The sequence below is a fragment of the Pseudomonas sp. NFACC51 genome (assembly GCF_900103575.1).
GTDB classification, from domain to species: domain Bacteria; phylum Pseudomonadota; class Gammaproteobacteria; order Pseudomonadales; family Pseudomonadaceae; genus Aquipseudomonas; species Aquipseudomonas fluorescens_Q.
The window spans coordinates 205,249-220,371 of the sequence record NZ_FMXH01000009.1 but is presented as its reverse complement, the minus strand read 5'-3'; the positions used below and the strand labels follow the sequence as shown (position 1 = coordinate 220,371).

13 protein-coding genes are annotated in these 15,123 nt (G+C 54.5%); 10 read left to right on the top strand and 3 right to left on the bottom strand.

The genetic code is table 11. The features are described from left to right. Positions 1 to 8 precede the first annotated feature (8 nt). The 5 genes from BLT00_RS19440 to BLT00_RS19420 all read left to right on the top strand — a co-directional run bounded on the left by BLT00_RS19440 (position 9) and on the right by BLT00_RS19420 (position 5,051). On the top strand, positions 9 to 1,088 hold the full coding sequence (locus BLT00_RS19440; protein WP_092148780.1) for a COX15/CtaA family protein: 1,080 nt from the start codon (positions 9 to 11) through the stop codon (positions 1,086 to 1,088). Then, positions 1,076 to 1,975 carry a heme o synthase gene (cyoE, locus tag BLT00_RS19435; RefSeq protein WP_092148783.1) on the top strand — a complete coding sequence of 300 codons (900 nt, stop codon included), beginning with the start codon at positions 1,076 to 1,078 and terminating at the stop codon, positions 1,973 to 1,975. The genes BLT00_RS19440 and cyoE overlap by 13 nt, the downstream gene beginning before the upstream one ends. Next, complete coding sequence (locus BLT00_RS19430; protein WP_063323573.1) at positions 1,972 to 2,607, top strand: SCO family protein; 636 nt, start codon at positions 1,972 to 1,974, stop codon at positions 2,605 to 2,607. The genes cyoE and BLT00_RS19430 overlap by 4 nt, the downstream gene beginning before the upstream one ends. Before the next feature lie 1,107 nt (positions 2,608 to 3,714). After that, positions 3,715 to 4,077, top strand: a complete 363-nt coding sequence (locus tag BLT00_RS19425) for a DUF6124 family protein (RefSeq protein WP_092148786.1) — start codon at positions 3,715 to 3,717, stop codon at positions 4,075 to 4,077. A gap of 65 nt (positions 4,078 to 4,142) precedes the next feature. After that, the gene (locus BLT00_RS19420; RefSeq protein WP_092148789.1) at positions 4,143 to 5,051 is read left to right on the top strand and encodes a hypothetical protein; all 909 of its coding nucleotides are present in this window, start codon (positions 4,143 to 4,145) and stop codon (positions 5,049 to 5,051) included. 77 nt (positions 5,052 to 5,128) lie between these two features. Here the strand turns inward: BLT00_RS19420 and BLT00_RS19415 are convergent, their stop codons facing one another. Together BLT00_RS19415 and BLT00_RS31915 are read right to left on the bottom strand one after the other, a co-directional pair. Further along, positions 5,129 to 7,378, bottom strand: coding sequence for a KAP family NTPase (locus BLT00_RS19415; protein ID WP_092148792.1), 2,250 nt, complete (start codon positions 7,376 to 7,378; stop codon positions 5,129 to 5,131). Between the two features lie 127 nt (positions 7,379 to 7,505). Next, entirely contained in the window at positions 7,506 to 9,593 is a 2,088-nt protein-coding gene (locus BLT00_RS31915) for an nSTAND1 domain-containing NTPase (RefSeq protein ID WP_175456250.1), read from the bottom strand. Between the two features lie 704 nt (positions 9,594 to 10,297). Here BLT00_RS31915 and BLT00_RS19405 point away from each other — a divergent pair. Both BLT00_RS19405 and BLT00_RS19400 read left to right on the top strand, forming a co-directional pair. Then, the gene (locus BLT00_RS19405) at positions 10,298 to 10,507 is read left to right on the top strand and encodes a hypothetical protein (protein ID WP_092148798.1); all 210 of its coding nucleotides are present in this window, start codon (positions 10,298 to 10,300) and stop codon (positions 10,505 to 10,507) included. Beyond that, positions 10,504 to 11,133, top strand: coding sequence for a Fic family protein (locus tag BLT00_RS19400; protein WP_092148801.1), 630 nt, complete (start codon positions 10,504 to 10,506; stop codon positions 11,131 to 11,133). Before BLT00_RS19405 ends, BLT00_RS19400 begins: the two co-directional genes overlap by 4 nt. Positions 11,134 to 11,251: 118 nt before the next feature. Here the strand turns inward: BLT00_RS19400 and BLT00_RS19395 are convergent, their stop codons facing one another. Next, positions 11,252 to 12,091, bottom strand: coding sequence for an SDR family oxidoreductase (locus BLT00_RS19395; protein WP_092148804.1), 840 nt, complete (start codon positions 12,089 to 12,091; stop codon positions 11,252 to 11,254). A gap of 86 nt (positions 12,092 to 12,177) precedes the next feature. On the opposite strand from BLT00_RS19395, the gene BLT00_RS19390 reads away from it, so the two are divergent. The 3 genes from BLT00_RS19390 to BLT00_RS19380 all read left to right on the top strand — a co-directional run bounded on the left by BLT00_RS19390 (position 12,178) and on the right by BLT00_RS19380 (position 14,561). Next, entirely contained in the window at positions 12,178 to 12,588 is a 411-nt protein-coding gene (locus BLT00_RS19390) for a winged helix-turn-helix transcriptional regulator (RefSeq protein WP_256572781.1), read from the top strand. Between the two features lie 358 nt (positions 12,589 to 12,946). Beyond that, positions 12,947 to 14,095, top strand: coding sequence for a helix-turn-helix domain-containing protein (locus tag BLT00_RS19385; RefSeq protein ID WP_092148807.1), 1,149 nt, complete (start codon positions 12,947 to 12,949; stop codon positions 14,093 to 14,095). Continuing rightward, positions 14,082 to 14,561, top strand: a complete 480-nt coding sequence (locus BLT00_RS19380; RefSeq protein WP_092148810.1) for a DUF4411 family protein — start codon at positions 14,082 to 14,084, stop codon at positions 14,559 to 14,561. The genes BLT00_RS19385 and BLT00_RS19380 overlap by 14 nt, the downstream gene beginning before the upstream one ends. Positions 14,562 to 15,123: the final 562 nt, after the last annotated feature.

Genomic DNA, 15,123 nt, shown 5'->3' with positions numbered 1-15,123 from the left:
ACATCGACATGGCCAAACCAGGATTTCGCCTCGCGCTGTTTGCCACGCTGCTGGCATTGATCGTCGTCCTGCTGGGCGCCTACACCCGGCTGACCCACGCCGGCCTCGGTTGCCCCGACTGGCCCGGTTGCTACGGGTTCATCAGCGTGCCCAAGAGCGAAGCCCAACTGGCCCATGCCGAGTTGCACTTTCCCGACACCCCGGTGGAAGCCCACAAGGGTTGGAACGAGATGGTCCATCGCTACTTCGCCGGGGGCCTGGGCTTGATGATCGTAGCGTTGGCGGCACGGTCCTGGATGAACCGCCACCGTCCGGGCCAGCCATTGAAGTTGCCACTGTTCCTGCTGGCCGTGGTCTTTGCGCAAGCGGCGTTCGGCATGTGGACCGTGACCCTGAAACTCTGGCCACAAGTGGTCACCGGGCATTTGCTGGGCGGCTTCGCGACGTTGAGCCTGCTGTTTCTGCTGACCTTGAGATTGTCCGGCGTGCTGCCGGCGCTGACCGTGCCCAAACGCCTGCAACACTGGGCCACCGCCGGGCTGCTGCTGGTGATCGGCCAGATCGCCCTCGGCGGCTGGGTCAGCTCCAACTACGCCGCCGTGGCCTGCATCGATTTCCCCACCTGCCACGGCCAATGGCTGCCACCGGCCGATTTTGCCAACGGCTTTCACCTGACCCAGCACATCGGCCCGAACTACCTGGGCGGGCAACTGGACAGCGACGCCCGCACCGCCATCCACCTGACCCACCGCATCGGCGCCTTGCTGGTGACCGTGGTGCTGCTGGGGCTGGCCTGGCAATTGAAAACCGTCGGCATGACCCGCCTGGCCGGGCTGGTGCTGACGGCACTGGCGGCGCAAATCACCCTGGGCATCAGCAACGTGCTGTTCCACCTGCCGCTGCCGGTGGCCGTGGCCCACAACGCCGGGGGCGCCGCGCTGCTGCTGACCCTGGTGCTGGTCAATTATCACGCCCGCACCAGCCTGGTCCGGGTCAAGCATCAAGTCCCGCTGCGCTGGCGGTTCAACCCGCATAAACACAGCGCCAGCCCCATAACTATAAAAGGAGAGATGCCATGGCAACCTTGACCGGTGAACGCCACAGCCAAGCGATCTGGCGCGATTACCTGGAGCTGACCAAGCCCAAAGTGGTGGTGCTGATGCTGATCACCTCACTGGTGGGCATGTTCCTCGCCACCCGCGCCGGCGTACCGTGGACGGTGCTGGTATTCGGCAACCTGGGCATCGCCCTGTGTGCCGGCGGCGCGGCGGCGGTCAACCATGTGGTGGACCGGCGCATCGACGCAGTCATGGCCCGCACCCATAAACGCCCCTTGGCCGAAGGGCGGATTTCCCCAGCCGCCGCCCTGACCTTCGCCCTGGCCCTGGCCGTGATCGGCCAGGCCTTGCTGCTGGCCTTCACCAACCCGCTGACCGCCTGGCTGACCCTCGCCTCACTGCTCGGTTATGCGGTGGTCTACACCGGCTTCCTCAAGCGGGCCACGCCACAGAACATCGTCATTGGCGGCCTCGCCGGCGCAGCGCCACCGCTGCTGGGCTGGGTGGCGGCCACCGGGCATGTCAGCGCCGAACCGCTGCTGCTGGTGCTGATCATCTTCGCCTGGACCCCACCGCACTTCTGGGCCCTGGCGATCCACCGCAAAGAGGAATACGCCAAGGCCGACATCCCCATGCTGCCAGTGACCCACGGCGAGCACTACACCAAGGTCCATATCCTGCTGTACACCCTGATACTGTTGGCGGTGAGCCTGATGCCGTTCGTGATCCAGATGAGCGGCATGCTCTACCTGATTTGCGCGCTGGTGCTCGGCGCCCGGTTCCTGCAATGGGCCGTGGTGTTGTACCGTGGCAGTCGGCCGCACGCGGCGATCAATACGTTCAAGTACTCTATTTATTACTTGTTCCTGCTGTTCATCGCCCTGCTTGTAGATCATTACTTACTGTTGAGCCTATGACTCGAACCCAGAAAACCGTCTTCATCCTCGTGGCCGTGATCGCACTGATCCTCGGCCTGACCATCAATAAGGTGCTGTCGGGCAAAGGCCAGGGCGACCCGACCGCGCTGATCGACGCTGGCATCATCCTGCTGCCCCAGAGCCGCAACCTGCCGGACGTGAAAATGACCGACCAGGACGGCCAGCCCGTGGCGATGGACGGGTTGAAAGACAAATGGAGCCTGCTGTTCTTCGGCTACACCTTCTGCCCGGACATCTGCCCCACAACCCTGGCCCAACTGCGCCAGATCAAGAGCGAGCTGCCGAAAGAGGCTGTGGATAAGTTGCAGATCGTACTGGTCAGCGTCGACCCGAACCGCGACACGCCCAAGCAGCTGAAGCAGTATCTGGGGTACTTTGATCCGCAGTTCATAGGGTTGACGGCTTCGTCGGTTGAAGACCTGCAAAAACTGGCGAATGCGGTGAGCATTCCGTTTATTCCGGCGGATACCAGTAAACCTAACTACACGGTTGATCACAGCGGCAACCTGGCGGTGATTGGGCCGGACGGTACTCAGCGTGGGTTTATTCGTGCGCCGTTGAATAATCAGAAACTGGTGGCGCAGTTGCCGGAGATGCTGAAGCGCAAATAACCTCCGAGGGGCACACCGCTCAGCTAAGCCATCCCGATTCCTTGTGGTGAGGAAGTCCCTTGTGGCAATGAAATCCATTGTGGCGAGGGAGCTTGCTCCCGCTGGGCTGCACAGCAGCCCCCCCAAAAGGCTGAACACGATCAACATGGCACAACGCGATGGACGGGGTCAGGGCGAACTTCTTCCTTCCCCCAAATTTTTTGAACGGCCGACCATCCACCATGCGTAAGGTTGGGCTTTCATTGGTCTATGCGCAGAGAGCGCTTCATCGGGCAAAGGCGTTGGGCCGTACTCAGGAGACTGCCGATCATTGGATGCAGCTTTGCCTAGAGTGAAAACAAAAAAACCGCCCATGTGGCGGTTTTTTTATATCGACAGAACTCAGGTTCTGACACCAGCCATTAGGCCAACGGGTTCAAGCTCCTTACCTTTGACGAGGCTGACCGACAAGAACTGGCGCTCGATGCTAGACGGGCAACCAGCCAGACGGCGGGCCTCTGCCTGGTACCGGGCTGCAAGCAACGGCTTTGGAGTACGCGTTGAAGTTTTCATGGAAAACTCGGCAATGAATATGGTGGGTGCTGAAAAACAATAGGGCTCACGGGCCAAGTCGCACAATCAGGCTGGGTCCGGTTTAGTTGTAGGCAAAGTCGCAGGGGCATGTGCGTGGGCGTTTGTTCCTGTTGCCACTCTCTGTGGGAGCCTGCTCGCGATGAAAACGACGCGATTCCAGAGAAAACGAGCCACCTGTATCGCCGGCAATCCTTGGTCCTACAGACCTTGCTACGCACTTCCTCCAAGCCACGCATCCTTGCGCCTTTGCCTACAACTACGCCAGAATCCGCCCGCTTGTGCGCCTTGTCCCTGGGTTCTATTGTTTTCCTGCCACTGCCCATCAGTGGTCGGGTTTAGTAGCCCAGGAAATACACGGCGGTTGCACAGGTCTCATCAGTCGGGCATTTGCCTGCACTCGATGGTAGCTGTGCGCATGGCGCCCTCGGGCGCGCCGGGCTTTGTGTATTTCACCGGTCTACTAACTTGCGCACAGCTGCCACCATTTCGTTTAGTAGCGAGGCGGTTGCGGCCCTACTAAATGGAAATATTCAAATGTTCAAAGCAACTCCAAATCCCCCAGATGCAGACCCCACCCCACAATCCGCAAAATCCAAAGCCAAGCAGCAAGACGAAACCACCAAACGCGTGCTCGATCACTACTTGCTACCGAAATCGGAAAAATCTCAAGACGACCCCAAACCGGGGCAGCTATTCACCGTCGTGAAAGGCCTCGATAACGAATGCCTGCTCGCCAACCTCAGTGAAACGCTGGCTTCAGCCGATGCCATGGCTGCTGATCTGGCGTTCGACCTGAAAGGCTCGCGGCGTCATTTGGCGCTGGGGATTCAGCAGTTGATTGAGCTGAGCTCGTTGTTGGCGAATCAGGTATTGGATAATGTGGAGCCGGGGCGGTAGGTAGGCTGTTCCCAACGGAAAAACCCGGCGTTCTGCGTCGGGTTTTGGTTAGAGTATCGAATCAAATGAAAAAAGAACTGGTCAACGGGTACTGTATTTACAAAGACGCTCAAAGTAATGACTTAAGCCTGGAGCACGTCATTCCGCTTTCACTGGGCGGCCATGACAGCTTCAGCATTTCCGCCGACAGATCACTAAATAATGGCGTTGCTTCAAAGGTCGACAGTGCTATTTCCAACGATTTCACAATTCTCTTTGATCGTAGAGATTTGAACACCACGGGGCACAGCGGCAAACCTCCTGAGCCTAAGGCAAAAAATTCGAATTTCAATGATAGGAAGGTACAAGTCACTTTCGGGAAAAGCGGCTTAAAGGTTTTTGACGTCCGTGACCGTAGAGATTTAGAACCGTATGAGTTCGCGGGCCAAAGTCTAAAAGTTGGAGGCATCAGACTCGGCTTGGATGACCCGATTCGGTTTGTCGCAAAAGTCGCGCTCAGCGCTGGCTATTTCGCATACGGGGATGCCTTTAGGCATCAAGTCGATCATAGCCAAGCCCGATCAATAATGATGTGTTGCGACCTTAGAAGTATCAACTCCGACATACGGTGTCTGGATCGGTGGCAATCGATAGACGACACGAAACACCAGATAATGTGGCTGATCGCTGCCCAGCACCGAGAATCCTGCGTCATGCTGATCCCAGGCTACGATTGCTTCTGCGTTGCAGTTGGGGTTCTCGGTCACTTCATGGGATTCATAAATATCCCCGCATCAGGGCATCACCTAGTGAATGAGGGCGAATACCGGTTGGGGCATGTGATCACCATTCGAAATGGCGAACTCCTCCGGCGTTCTTTCCACCAAACCGTGGAGGATCTTCAGAGAGACATCGAGTCTGGAAATGACAGCATTACGACAGCATTAGATCGAATGACCGCTAGAACTGTTCGAAAGGGGACGGATTTATCTTAAGTAAATCCATCCCCTTTGCTCCACAACTGGGGATGCCACTCGCAGCAGAAACGTCTGCGCCAGTGAAAACAACATGGTCAGCGGCCCGTAGGCAGTTCAAAACCGTTTCGAGCATCACTGACTATGTCCTTGAGGGGTGTCGTTTCTTCGTCTTCGTCGAAATCGTCTCTCAGCGCTCCTGCTGAATGGATGTCACGACCTGCGAGAGCGGCGCGGAGTCGGCGCACAGCGGCGGCTAGCCATTCTGATTCTGGCATACGACTCTCTCGCAGAAGTGCATTGGCCTTTTTCAAGACAGTGTCTGCCTCAACCATCAGATCGAGGGTGCTATGTTCGCAAATAATGCCAGGTGGCATCATCAGCGCTGCGAATGAGATGATTGCCTCCATGCTATCCATCTGCGACGTAAAATCTTCCCTGAGCTTCGAATCCCAGTGACTGGCGTTCACCAGGCAGAAGATCACTTCCGTGTCAGGGAGCTTTTTCAGGGCTGTTCCATTCGCCACAGCATTGCGGTAACGAGGCAGCTCCAAATCGCGTAGCGCTATAGTCTCTGACTCTTCAAAAATGTAATCGTCTTTACGTTGACTACCATGGGAAGTAAGTCCGTGAGCGAAGAGATGCTTTCTCAGTAACCAAGGGACGATCAGGAGGTCTCCCCCTTCGATTAATGCATTAACGATGCGCCTGAAACGCCTGGATCCTTCAGCACCGTGTCGTGCATTCCGCCAAAGAATGGCGCCAGCATCGTCCACCAGATTTCGCTCTACCTCTTCTTCCGTAATCCAATCATTTTCCCGAACGAGAACTCGGCCAAGCGCTACCCAGAAGATACAATCACTCGACTCAGGAAAGCTTGCTGAAAAATCTCCCATTCGATCCAACAAAGGCCCAATCTGTCCGGTTCTTTTCAGTGGCCTCAGTTGTGCGTCCAACTCATCCAAGGTCGTGAGAGCCCACAGCTTTTCGATATCGGCTCTCGAGAAATGCCCCGGAGGATTCCCGAGATAAAGCAGCCGGATGAGATTTCGACGCTTGGCAAGCCGGTAGCCATCAAACAATTCCACAGAGCGTTGGCGCCCTGGGTTGAACCGAGTAAAGAGCAATTGCAAGATTTCAAGATGGCTTGACGCAGAAGCCCCCAGAACATCGACCAACGTGCTGTCTTCGCCGTTTGCCACGGCTAGACGACGCTGGCGCTGCCGGGCGAGCATTTCTTCAACGCTTGGGTCATCTACAAGCTGGCCTACATTGTCAGCAATAAGCCCACGGAGGCTTGGTGCCTTGGCAACCAACCAACTGTACGCCAGCACGTCGAACGGACAGATCTCACCATGTACGATTTCCTCCAGCACGGCAAACGCCCCAATCAGTCGTTTGATCTCTCGAGGTGTACGGATGACCCTAAGGAGCTGATTAAGGATCTCCGTTTGGTAAGCCATGGTATCGACAGGCATAGCCACGTCGTTACTCCGCATAGCATGAAGCAGCAGGTCGCGGGCGTCGTCTATAAACAAGGGGCGCAACGGGATGGGAAGCTGGATGATTTTCTCAAGATAGCTTTCGCCAGTTTTTTGCCTCTCTTCGGGGGTGTTGCCTTTTCCCAGAGCCTGAGTCACGCGGCTGGGGTCGTAGGCTACAAGGTAGGAAATGCCCTTGATGTCCCCTACTGCTTTTACGAGCTGAGCAACAGCGCGGACCTCCTCATCCTCGACCCGATCCAATTCGTCTATCAGTACCACAACAGCAATGTTGGCCTCTGCTAGCTTAGCCTCGAGGTTTTTCCGCTCTTGGCTCGCCAATAGTTCCTTAGGCTTGTTCAAGAGCCGGACAAGTTTTAGCAGCCATTTAGTAATTGTCGATGCCGCGCCGGCACCAACCACTGCGTCAATAACGCCTCCGGTTGTAGCGCCCACTAACTCGATGGAGGCCTTGTACCGCGCCAATTGACCTAACAGCTTTCGTGCCTTCTCACCGGCGGTGTAACCAAGTGCCTCGCGCAAAGCATTGAAATACGCCTCCACTACCTCATCTCGGCCTTTGAACAGCCAAGGGTTCAACGTCGCTACGGCGACGTGTTTCATCTGCTTGAGCTCGTGCTCGAGCAGATTCAAAACGCTGGACTTACCCAATCCCCACTCGCCTGTGAGACCTACCACGAAACCAGTCGCACGTCGTGAATCCACGTCACCAGTGCTCGTGTTGTAGTCGGTATGAACGAGCGTCTTGACCAAGCTGGATATAAACGGGCCCCGTCCCAAGGCGTCTGATTCGGGGTGTGAGATAGCGCGGTCTTGCCGCTCAATGTGATTGATACATTCCAACATCGGATCAATTCTTCCTCTGGGGGCCATGTGTACGGGCGGGGGCTTTGTCCCATTGTGCAGTCCGAGGAGCTGGAACAATTTCGAACACACAGATAATGCTCCCCTCTATTCCTTAAACGCCAACTTGTTACGCAGAAAGCATTTCCCTAACCATCCTAAAACGCTCATAGACGTTGTGATAACCTTTCTGCTCGATCATTGTCCTAAGCATGTGATCGTTATTGTGCCGAACGAGATGGGCATCCGCGAATGATGCCTTGACGGTGAGCAGCCGCTCTTCCTTAGTTAAACTTTCTCCTGTCCAATCTATTTGCTCGTAGAATTTGTCCAGCAAAATTTCGTAATCTCCCCAGTTCAAAGAATCAAGGACCGCACCTATCCCTGCCAGATCGCCCAAGTCTAGAAGGTCTTGACGTGAGAGAGCTCTATTTTTTGCGTCTGAAGGGATTGCGTTAACCGCACAACTTACAGCTTCAAATGGAAGCCTATCTTTCTCTAAATCAACTTTTAGGCGAATACGCACGGCCACCTCTATTGATTCAATGGCATCCTTCAACTGGCGCTTCTGCTCCACGTATTCACTAGCAGCAGGTTTCTGCAACGCCTCACGAATTAAAGAAAGAGATACTTCTGGAAGTTCATTGTGAAACTCAATAAGTCCGTACCGTTGTAAATGGTAAGCGAAGGTCTCCCTGAACTCATCGTCCCCCCAAATTTCTGCATAGGCCTGCGCTCCTCCCATCGCAATATCCCGAAGCAATCGCTCTTCATCCGGTGCCACCTTACCCAAATGCTCTAGAAACCAAGCCACCTGATTGAAAAGATCTCTCTTACGCCGCTCAAACGCCCTATCGATATCTCTCTTTTCAATTTGTTTTTTTGATGAGCGGTCAGGAAATAGATCATGAACTGCAGTTCCGAGTCTTCGTAACAAAAGTGGATGCCCACCTACTAATTCGTAAACTTTATCAAGCGCCTCTGATTCAAAAAGCAGTCCCATACGAACGCCTAGGCCAGTCAGTAAAGAGTTAGCTTCGGGCTGAGTCATTGGGCCTAGGTACATACGTTGCATTTCATACAAGGGATTTGGCTGATCCTCTAACGCCCCCTGCTCTACGCCCGAAGGGTTTACGCCACCAAGCAGATATACGAGCTCCGCAGGCGAATCGAGACCCCGTTTTATTGACTGGAGTGTATTCCAGAATGAAAAAAAATCAGTTCGCCAAAAACCGTCTTTTGCTAAATGCGGGTAAAGATAATCGCACTCGTCAAGAATAAAGACTAACCGCACTGACTCTTTTCCTGTCGCGGTCTTTAGGGCCCTCGCAGATTTCAAAAGTGACGCAATATCTTTTTCAAATGCATCTGCAAGCAGCCGCTCATCGCTCGTTCGCTTGGATATAAGGCTATTCAACTTCTCCGCTTTAGCATGTATTTTTGAGCCTAAGTCTCTTGCTAATTGCTGGAGTTTAGACTGCCATGTTTGGACTAATGTCTGTGCCAAATGCCACCATCGCCCCGCTGTGAGTGATGTAGTATTACCCCGCAGAAATGCCGTGGCGGTTATGGCCGAATCGTCATCAATGAGAAGATCTTCTAATCGCCCTAACAGCGAACTTTTTCCTATCTTTCTAAGACCAAAAACTGCAACAGGTGATCCGTTTAGGACCTTGGCAAGCAACTCATTTACAACTAGCTGACGGCCAAAAAATTCACTTGGGTCACGAACTGGCTCCGCTTCTGCAAAAAAGTCGCGGCGCCATAAGGAAGTGCTCAAGAGTGAATACAAGCGCTCTTTGGCTGAAGGCGCGACTTCTAATCCTTGCATCCGTATTAAAACAATAGTCGATCTGTTTCTTTGTGCCCATGCGGCGCAAAAAGCATCGGCAATTGGAGCATCTGAGGCGACCAATCTGACAGTGCTATCGAGTCGCTCAATAAGATTTACCGGTGGAGAGAGATTTAAAGTCCTTTGATGAAAATCGGACGAATAGCCGTTGCCGATGACAAAACACTCTTGTCGAAGTCCAAAATGATTGGCTACCTCGGCAGTTGGCTTGACAATAGCTAGCCAGACGTTCAAAGAACTTTCGCGGAACCAAGTTATTTGAAAACCCTCTGACAGCAACTCGAGGACTGGCGTTGCGCCATCTCTAGTTAAATCTTGAGCAGCATCAAACGCGGGCCTTGCATCCCTATGAAAATTGATCGCCACAGATCCCTCCATTTTCAGATGTCGTTCAAGAACAGTTCAGAATCATGGCTCTGCGCCATTACTTCTGTTTAGGCATAACACGTCCTTTAACTAAATGGCAAGCCCTAGCTAAAATTTGTAGGATACTGGGGTCAGCTTAGAGCTGGTAAATGCTCTTTTTCTGTTTTTTAATTTCAGCCAAAAAAACATAAAAGAGGACACATTTATTTTTAGCGAGAAAACGGGGACAGACCACGATTATGAGACGGACCGAAGTACTCAAATGTGGTCCATCCCTAATTTCTTCCGTTGGATTTCGATTTCTCTGACCGCAAAAGGCGGAAGCTCGCAATTCTGCATTGCTAAAGCTACTGCCTATCACATAGCCACCTCTGGGCCAAATCCAACTGTGGAATCCAGCCGTAAACTCCAACAGCTCCGGTTGATCTCTCCCCCTTTTGTCCAGTTACTGAACTGTCTCTCAAGGCCCACGAGGGTACCAGTCGAAGGAACGATTCGACGACAGGTACGGCTCGTGCAGCTGGACCTCGTGAGAACAGGCTACACTCACGGCCCACCGACCACTGGATCCCCTTAGCGCCAGCGCGTTGAGCGATGAACGTAAATTTTCTTGCGCTATTCACTGTTGCGGTCGATATATAAAGGGCACACATGGCAGAGGCCGGTGTCAAAATTGAAGGGTCCACCAATGCAAGGGAGAAATCATGGCTAAGAATTTCTTGGATTTGAAGACAGATCCAGGACTGTTATCCGCGCTCCAGGGGGCATCACAGCACAAGCAGACAGCCTCTGAACTGCTGGAGCAGCGAGTCTCATTCGTGTACGGATCTGTAAGCTCGAAAAATGGGGTTACTCGCGAGCAGGTTCGCAAGCTAATCCTTGAGCAGGAAGGAGCCGAAGGGGCTAAACGTTGATCCTCTTCGAGCTGTGCGGTAACACAGAGCAACATCCGATCTACCAGGAGCTGGAAGTTTCCAATGGTAATCGGCAGTACGACTTCCTACGGTCCATAGTCGGCGCTGCACTGGCTGTGGACCGCGCTTTTCTATCGAACCACATCATCAAAGCACTGAATTTTCACGCGATTACTTGCCTGCACACCAACGCCGGTGAGTACCGTCCTTGTCAAGTCGTCGTGGGCAACCACTTGCCTCCCGAGCACTACCGGGTTGAGGCGCTCATGGACGACTTTGTAAACATGGTAAACAGGATTTGGGAGCAGTCCGACCCCGTGACGCTCGCGGCGTACGTGCTGTGGCGGCTTAATCACATTCATCCCTTCATCAATGGCAACGGTCGGACGGCCAGAGCTGCGTGCTATTTCGTACTGTGTGTAAAGGTTGGGGGCTGGCTACCGGGGACTACTATCCTCCCTGAACTGATCTGTCGCGATCGCGACGAGTACGTTGTTGCCCTCCGGCACGTAGATGAGTCTTTGAAGCAAGGCCCTGTCGACTTGACGCCACTGCATACCCTATTGTCCAAGCTCATTACTGAGCAGCTCAGCACACAGCAGGCGCCTGCTGAGGATCAGGTTTAGTTTCGAGATTGATTTCGGAAAAATGTAGCAAAAAAAGGGACACAGTTCAGAAAGACGCTGGTCGACATTAACCCGACTGATCGGATCAACACTCCCCCAGCGGAGCGAGCTTGGCCACTTAACCCAAAGACTCCCCAACCGAAGTAGTCCCCCGCCCAATCAACCGCCCCAACACCCCACTCTCATCAAACAACGCCCCTTTCGCCGCCGCCGCATCTGAATCCGCCAGCAACGCCGCCAACCCCGCCGGCAACCCGACACTGATCAACACCGCCTCAAACTCAGCCTGCGGCAGGTTCTGATAAACCACCGGCTTACCGGTTTTCTGGCTGATTAACGCAGCCAGCTCAGTCAAGGTGTAGCTGCTATCCCCCGCCAGTTCATAGACTTTGCCCGCCTGCCCTTCAGTAGTTAGCACCACCGCCGCGGCTTGGGCGTAGTCGGCACGGGGGGCGGAGCTGATTCGGCCCTCGCCGGCGCTGCCGAGCAGGACGCCATGTTCCACGGCGCTCGGTACGTTCGCCAGGTAGTTTTCGCTGTACCAGCCGTTGCGCAGTAATACGTGGGGCACGCCCGAGGCTTTCAAGGCTGCTTCGGTATCGCGATGTTCAGCGGCCAAGCCCAGGATGGAGGTGTCGGCGTGCAGGACGCTGGTGTAGGCCAGGAGCGTGATACCCGCGGCCTTGGCGGCATCGATCACGGCGCGGTGTTGGGCGGCGCGGCTGCCCAGTTCGTTGGAGGAGATCAACAGCAGTTTATCGACGCCTTTGAGCGCGGCAGTCAATGTGGCCGGTTGGTTGTAGTCGGCGGTGCGTACCACCACGCCCTGGGCGGCCAGGTCCTGGACCTTGCCGGGGTCTCTGACCAGGGCGACGATTTGCTCGGCTGGCACGCGTTCAAGCAGGGACTGGATAACGAGACGGCCCAGTTGGCCGGAGGCTCCGGTGATGGCGATCATGACAAATACCTTGATGGGAAAAGGAGGTGAAGTCATCCTAGGGCCCTAAGTAACTTTTTGTAAGTACGTACATAAAGGTAAGTATCGTGGACATCACCACCGAAATCTCCGAGCCGTTTAGCGCCGCTGTTCGACGCGGCGATGTACTGAGCGCCGATTGCCCTTCTCGGGAGATCCTCAAGCACATGACCAGTCGCTGGGGCGTGCTGGTGCTGGTCATTTTGCTGGGCGGGATGCACCGCTTCAGCGAGCTGCGCCGCAAGATCGGCGGGGTCAGTGAGAAGATGCTGTCGCAGACGTTGCAGGAGCTTGAGGCGGATGGGTTGGTCGACCGCAAGTCGCTGCCGGTGGTGCCACCGCATGTGGAGTACCGCTTGACGCCGTTGGGGCGGGAGGCGGCTGAGCATCTTGAGGTGATGGTGAATTGGATCGAGGAGAAGATTCCGCAGATTATGGCGGTGCGGCGGAGTCGGTTGGGGGGTGAGGCGCAGGAGTGATTGGGGCTGCTCGGCGACAAGAGACAGGTCTATATTCAAGGGGTGTCCCCCTTCAATAACATTCGCGTGGATGCTTGCTCCTGCTTCTCCACCTTCTGAGAGTCAAGCCAGGGCCTGACCATCGCACCTCCAGGCCACATATCCTTGCGCCTTTGCCTACAACCGCACCAGAATCCGCCGGCTTTTCAGCCTTGCCCTCGGGCTCTATCGTTTCCTTAACACTGGCCGAGCCGGCATCGATGACACTCAGGCATGCTAGCTCCCCTCGGGAAAGTCATAGGCCCGGCCGCATCAAACTTTCGGCAGCTAGCTTTGGTGGCTCATGTTCACCGGTACACACCGTCTATATACTCAAATCATGGAACGTATCCAATCAATCAATCTCGCGCGGATAGACTGGTGTTGTACCGATCACGGTATGACGCGGGACGAGCTCGCCCGTGAGATCGGTATAGCACCTGCCAGCTTTGAAAAAGTGATGGCCGGCGAGACAGGGCTGACCTTCAACCAGCTGCGTAAGCTGGCGGCCGTTTTCGGGCGAGGTACCTTGTTTTTCATGGAGCCAGGGCCGGTCAACGAGGCAAAGGTGCACTCGCCGCAGTTCCGCACCTTGAGCAATCAGAAACCGGAACTTTCGCACCGCCTGAAGCTGCTGGTTGAGCGAGTGGAGCGTCAGCGCGCAGTGTTCCTTGCACTGCGTGAGGAGCTTGAACCGACGGAGGTCGTGCGCTTCTCGCCGCCCGACCTCGCAGGCCTGAGCATCCCCGATGCGGCCAGCCGTGTGCGTGAATGGCTGGGGCTGGCGAACCGTAACAATTTCGACAGTTATCGTAAGGCCATCGAAGCGCGCGGCCTGTTGGTCTTCCGCAGCAATGGCTACAACGGTAAATGGCAGATTGCGAAGGAAAGCCCGATCCTCGGTTTTTCACTCTACGACCCTGAATGCCCGGTAATCGTCATCAAGAAGCAGGATGCAGATACCCGCCAAAGCTTCACGTTGATGCATGAGTTAGGGCACCTACTTATTCATCGGGCAAGCTCAATTGACGATGAAGAGGATTTGTATTCGGCGGACGATGAAGAGCAAGAGGCGAATGCCTTTGCCGGCCATCTGTTGGTCCCCGATCAGTTTCTATTAAGCATTCATGACAATGAGCGCCCTGTTGAGGCGGCCGAATTTGATGGCTGGCTGGAACCACAACGCAGGGCGTGGGGTGTGAGCGGCGAGATGATCCTACGGCGTCTGATGGATGCCGGACGTTTGCCAAGCGAAGCCTATGCCGCATACCGACGGTGGAACAAGCAACGAGTGATGCCTGAAAAAGAGGGTGGCAGCCGAGAGCACCGCAATCGCGAACCCCGGCACATTTTTGGCGATGGTTACGTGCGTACAGTGCTGGAAGCCATGAACGCTCGTCGTATCACTCTCGCCAAGGCAAGCAGCTATCTCGACAACCTTAAGATCTCGGACCTGCACAAGCTGGAACGCTTCTATGCAGGTGTTTGATGCCTCATCCATGCTCTACGCATGGGATAACTACCCTATCGCGCAGTTTCCGGGTCTTTGGGCATGGATGACGGATCGAGTGGCGCAAGGTGTGATTCGGATGTCCGAGGTTGCCGCCGAAGAAGTTGGACACAAAGCACCGGAGTGCGTGACCTGGCTGAAGGAGGCAGGTCTGCAAACGATGCCCGTGACAGAGGCGATCCTGTTGGAAGCCTTTCGTATCAAGGGATTGCTTGAGGTCGAAGAAGACAAATACGGCGCAGGGGTCGATGAAAACGATCTATATATCATTGCCACCGCGAAGCTACATTTCTGTGAGTTGGTCACGGATGAGGCGTTTCAGCCTTCTGCGAACAAGCACAAACGCAATTGGAAGATTCCCGCTGTTTGCAATATGGAAAGTGTGCAAACCCCCTGGATCAGCTTCCTTGACTACATCAAGCGATCACAAGCGGTTTTCGGGTAATGTCTTTAACTCATTTGAAATGTGACAGATTTATTTCCTGATATTCAAACGGGAGCAAGCTCCCTCGCCACGGGGAGTCGGGGCGGCATCTTGTCGTAGACGTCGACGACATTGCTGTTGACTTCATAGTAAGCGCTTTTCGCCTCGCCAAAATACAGGTTGCGCTCGCTGTCCGTGAGGGTGATCTGCGAGACGTTGACCGATGGACCGCAAACAACTAAAAATGGACGGACGGCCTGTTCTGTATATATAAAAATCCCCCTTTCGTATTTTTCGCCTTTAGCGTTTTCCCCTAATGACCAGGGCCTTTATTTACAATACCATAAAGCTGTAGCTGATAATAAGTATAAAAACAGGAAGCCATTAGAAATATCAAGAAAGTTGGCAAATGGGTGGGGTGTAACCAGTAGATTAGATTATCAAACAACAGGACTGCCGTTACGACAGTGGCGAAGACGCTTGCGAATTTTGCAGGAAGGGTGCGGGCCATGTTGCTAGATTTTCTTAACCTATAGGGTCGCTGCAGCACTAGAACTAGCAGCGATAGGAATAGTGTGCCAAT